The organism is Methylobacterium sp. CCH7-A2 (assembly GCF_001557075.1).
In the GTDB taxonomy this organism is placed as follows: domain Bacteria; phylum Pseudomonadota; class Alphaproteobacteria; order Rhizobiales; family Beijerinckiaceae; genus Allobosea; species Allobosea massiliensis.
On sequence record NZ_LSKN01000292.1, the window covers coordinates 1 to 3,619 of the forward strand.

General features: G+C 68.5%; 3 protein-coding genes. All 3 read left to right on the forward strand.

All coding sequences use genetic code 11. The features are described from left to right. Positions 1-1,235: ABC transporter ATP-binding protein (locus AX750_RS22245; protein WP_156446610.1), on the forward strand; the 1,235-nt coding region annotated here is incomplete at its 5' end. Beyond that, positions 1,235-3,205 carry an ABC transporter substrate-binding protein gene (locus AX750_RS22250; protein WP_067254964.1) on the forward strand — a complete coding sequence of 657 codons (1,971 nt, stop codon included), beginning with the start codon at positions 1,235-1,237 and terminating at the stop codon, positions 3,203-3,205. The genes AX750_RS22245 and AX750_RS22250, both read left to right, overlap by 1 nt. A gap of 5 nt (positions 3,206-3,210) precedes the next feature. Then, positions 3,211-3,619 (forward strand): ABC transporter permease (locus AX750_RS22255; RefSeq protein WP_245282494.1); only part of this gene is annotated, 409 nt, incomplete at its 3' end.

A 3,619-nucleotide genomic window follows, 5' to 3' on the forward strand; every position in this document is an offset into this window, starting at 1 on the left:
CGATCCTGCTCATCACCCATGATCTCGGCGTCGTCGCCAACATGGCCGACGAGGTCGTCGTGATCTATCACGGCGAGATCATGGAGAGCGGCCCGGTCGAGGAGATCTTCCGCCGTCCGCGCCACCCCTATCTCAAGGCCCTGCTCAAGGCCTCGCCGCATTTTGACATGGCGGAGGGCGAGCGCCTCGTGGCCCTGCGGGAGGCGAGGCCCCGCCCGCCCGCCACGCCGCGCGCCGCGCCGCAGCCGGGTTCAGAGGCCAGCCCGCTGCTCAGCGTGCGCGGCCTGCGCAAGGCCTACACCACCGGCTCGCGCAGCTTCTTCGGCAAGGGCACGCAGCAGACCGTGCTGGCCGTCGACGACGTCAGCTTCGACATCGAGCGCGGGGAGTGCCTCGGCCTCGTCGGCGAGAGCGGCTGCGGCAAGACCACGGTCAGCAAGATCGTGATGCGCGCCGTGACGCCCCAGGCGGGGTCCATCGTCTTCGACGACGGACAGGCGCAGGTCGACGTGCTCGGGCTCGAGGGCGAGGCGCTGCGCGCCTTCCGCCCGCGCGTCCAGATGATCTTCCAGGACCCGGTCTCCTCGCTCTCGCCGCGCATGACCGTGATGAGCATCCTGCGCGAGCCCCTGGCGGTCCACGGCAAGGGCGGCAGCGACGAGCAGACCGCACGCGTGCGGACGCTGATGGAGGATGTCGGGCTCGATGTCCGCTTCCTGAACCGCTACCCGCACTCCTTCTCGGGCGGCCAGCGCCAGCGCATCGGCATCGCCCGCGCGCTGGCGCTAGACCCCGACCTGATCATCTGCGACGAGCCGGTCTCGGCCCTCGATGTCTCGGTCCAGGCCCAGATCCTCAACCTGCTCAAGGATCTGCAGGCCGAGCGCGGCCTCACCTTCCTGTTCATCTCCCACAATCTCGCGGTGGTGAACTACATGGCGGACCGGATCGCGGTGATGGCGAACGGGCGCATCGTCGAGATCGCGCCGCGGCACGCGCTGTTCAACCGCCCGGTCCATCCCTACACCAAGGCGCTGCTGCGCTCGGTGCCCTTCGCCGACCTCGACCGCAAGCTCGACTTCAAGCTCGTCGCGCCCGGCGGCGCCTCGGATTCAAGCCATTGGGGCCGGGTGTTCCGGGCCGATCCGGCTGGCGAGGCGCTCGCCCATCTGCCCCTCGGCGAGGGCCATTTCGTGCTCGCCCGCCCGGGCGCCGACATGCGGGAGATGGCCTGATGAGACCGCTCCGCCCGACCCGTCGCGGCGCCCTGCTGACGGGCGCCGCCGCCCTCGCCGCGGCCGGCCTGCCGCGCCTCTCGGTGGCCGCGCCCGCCCGCCCGGCCCGGCTGATCGACAGCCCTGCTCTGGCGGAGCGCGTCGCGGCCGGTTCGCTGCCGCCGGTGGATCAGCGGGTGCCGCTGGCGCCCCGCATCGTCGATGTCTCCGGCCCGGACCGCATGCCGGGCCGGCATGGCGGCACCATGCGCATGCTGATGGGCGATCAGCGCGACATCCGCATGATGACGCTCTACGGCTACACGCGGCTCGTCGGCTATGAAGAGAATCTCGACATCGCCCCGGACGTGCTCGAGAGCTACGACGTCGAGGGCGGGCGCATCTTCACGCTGCGGCTGCGGCCCGGCCATCGCTGGTCCAACGGGGCTCCGTTCACGACGGAGGACTTCCGCTACTGGTGGGTGAATGTCGCCAACAACAGCCGCCTCTCGCCGGGCGGCCCGCCGCAGGCCTTGCTCGCCGGCGGCGAGCCCCCGGTCTTCGAGGTCCTGAGCGAGACGGAGGTTCGCTACAGCTGGGCAAAGCCCAACCCGATCTTCCTGCCGGCGCTCGCCGGCGCGCAACCGACCTACATCTTCATGCCCTCGGGCTATCTGAAGCAGTTCCATGTCGACTTCGCCGATCCGGTGACGCTGCGCTCGCGCGTCCGGCAGGCACGCGTGCGCGACTGGGGCGCGCTACACGAGCGCCTCTCGCGCACTTACCGGCCCGAGAACCCGGACCTGCCCACGCTCGATCCCTGGCGCAACACCACGCCGCTGCCGGCCGAGCAGTTCAGCTTCCAGCGCAACCCGTTCTTCCACAGGATCGACCAGAACGGCCGGCAGCTGCCCTATGTCGACGAGGTCACGCTGACGGTGGGCACCCATTCGCTGGTGCCGGCCAAGACGGCCGCCGGCGAGGCCGATCTGCAGGCGCGCTATCTCCGCTTCGACAACTACACGTTCCTGAAGGACGCCTCGAAGCGGATGAACTTCGACGTGCGGCTCTGGAAGAGGGCCGAGGGCTCCTATTTCGCCCTGATGCCGAACCTGAACGCCATCGATCCCGTCTGGCGCGACCTCAACCGGGACCTGCGCTACCGCAAGGCGCTCTCCGTCGCGATCAACCGCAAGGACATCAACCAGGTCATCTTCTTCGGCCTCGCCAAGGAGAGCGGCAACACCGCCCTGCCCGAGAGTCCGCTCTTTGATCCCGCCTATGCGAAGATGTGGATGCAGCATGATCCGGCCCTGGCGGAGCGGCTGCTGGACGAGGCCGGTCTGAACAAGCGCGCCGCCGACGGCATCCGCCTGCTGCCGGACGGGCGCCGGCTCGAATTCACCATCGAGACCGCCGGCGAGAGTACCGAGGAGACCGACATCCTCGACCTGATCAAGCAGGACCTCTACGCCGTCGGCATCAAGATCTACCCGCGCTCGACCCAGCGGGACGTGTTTCGCCGCCGGATCATCGCGGGGCAGACCGTGATGTCGGCCTGGGCCGGCATGGACAACGGCCTGGTCGCGGCGGATATGGAGCCCGACGCCATGGCGCCGACGAGCTCGGCCCAGTTCAACTGGCCGCGCTGGGGCCAGTATCTCGAAACCGGCGGGCGCGAGGGCGAGGCGCCCGATCTGCCCGAAGCGCAGGAACTGGTCTCGCTCTACGGCGAGTGGCGCAGCAGCGCGACGCGCGAGGAGCGCCGGCGGATCTGGCGGCGCATGCTCGAGATCAATGCCGAGCAGCTGTTCGCCATCGGCGTCGTCAACGCCACGCTGCAGCCGGTCGTGGTCTCGCGCAAGCTGAAGAACGTCCCGCAGAAGGGGCTCTACAGCTTCGAGCCCGGTGCCTTCTTCGGCCGCTACATGCCCGACACCTTCTGGTTCGACACCACAGCGACCGCTGCTCTCGACAAGGCCGGGGGCTGACCATGCTGCTGAAATACATCCTCAAGCGCATCCTGGTGATGATCCCGACGCTGCTGGTCACCAGCGCGCTGATCTTCACCGTCATCAACCTGCCGGAGGGCGACTATTTCGAGACCCTGGCCGCCGAGATGCAGGCGCAGGGCGAGAAGGCCGATCTCTCCCGCATCGAATTCCTCAAGCAGGAATACGGCTTCGACCGGCCGGTGATCGAGCGCTATTTCTGGTGGGTCACCGGGCTCCTCCAGGGCGACATGGGCTACTCCTTCGAGTATCAGCGCCCGGTCCGGGAGGTGGTCGGGGACCGGCTCTTGCTGACGATGATCGTGTCCTTCGTGACGATCATCTTCACCTGGGTCGTCGCCTTCCCGATCGGCATCTACTCAGCGACGCATCAGTACAGCTGGGGCGATTACG